This is a genomic window from Oleiphilus sp. HI0043 (genome assembly GCF_001634935.1).
This window is the reverse complement of sequence record NZ_LWEY01000145.1, coordinates 1-917: the sequence shown is the minus strand read 5'-3', so window position 1 is coordinate 917 and position 917 is coordinate 1. Positions and strand designations below refer to the sequence as shown.

At 44.5% G+C, this 917-nt stretch carries 1 protein-coding gene; it reads left to right on the top strand.

Annotation, left to right across the window (positions count from 1 at the left end; all coding sequences use genetic code 11):
- Positions 1-864, top strand: an 864-nt coding sequence (locus tag A3729_RS02780) for an MFS transporter (protein WP_156497598.1), incomplete at its 5' end; no start/stop codon positions are given.
- Positions 865-917 lie beyond the last annotated feature (53 nt).

Sequence of the window (917 nt, the reverse complement as noted above, 5' to 3'; positions counted from 1 at the left end):
TACTTTAAGCCTAAGAAAGCAGGTGGTTTGGAAGTAACAAGCTGGGGTGACTTTTACCTATACTTGTTCATGAATATTCCAATGTATGCAGCCTTAGCTGTGTTGGCTTGGAAACTATCTCCAACGGGTGTTGCTCTCTTAAGTCAGACTGCTGTTTACGTTATTTGGGCGGGTTTGGTCGCTCTATATGTTTTCCAAACTTACTCTATCTGGAATGTAAATAAAGAAAATCTGACAAACGGTGTCCAAGAGCTTGATAAGTACCACTTTAAGCAAGTTGCGATTCTAGACTGGTCTTACTTCGTTACCTTCGGTTCAGAACTAGCGGTTGTATCAATGTTGCCTCTATTCTTCTTGGAAACTTTTGAAAGTCTTGATCCTGTCAAAGCGGGCCTATTGGCTTCAGGCTTTGCCTTCATGAACTTGGTTGCACGCCCAACTGGCGGTTGGTTCTCTGATCACATTGGTCGTCGTAAAGCTCTAATGTTCTTGATTGGTGGTTTGGCATGTGGCTACTTTGTATTGAGCCAGGTTGATTCATCTTGGTGGATCCCCGCTGCTGTGATTGCAACCATGTGCTGTTCGTTCTTTGTTCAGGCTGGTGAAGGTGCGGTATTTGCGGTAGTTCCACTGATCAAACGTCGTATGACAGGTCAGATTGCAGGTATGGCCGGAGCGTATGGTAACGTCGGTGCAGTAACTTACCTAACTGTTTTGAGCTTTGTAGATTACAGTACTTTCTTCTTGGTGATCGGTTGTTCTGCACTGATTGTATTCTTCATTGCTGCAATGATGGATGAGCCAAAAGGACAGATCTCTGAAGTACTGCCAGATGGCACAGTTCATATGATTGATGTTGGCTAGTTAGAAACTTGCTAGTCTAGAGTGCCTGCTGGTGGCTTATTTCATCGGCGGGC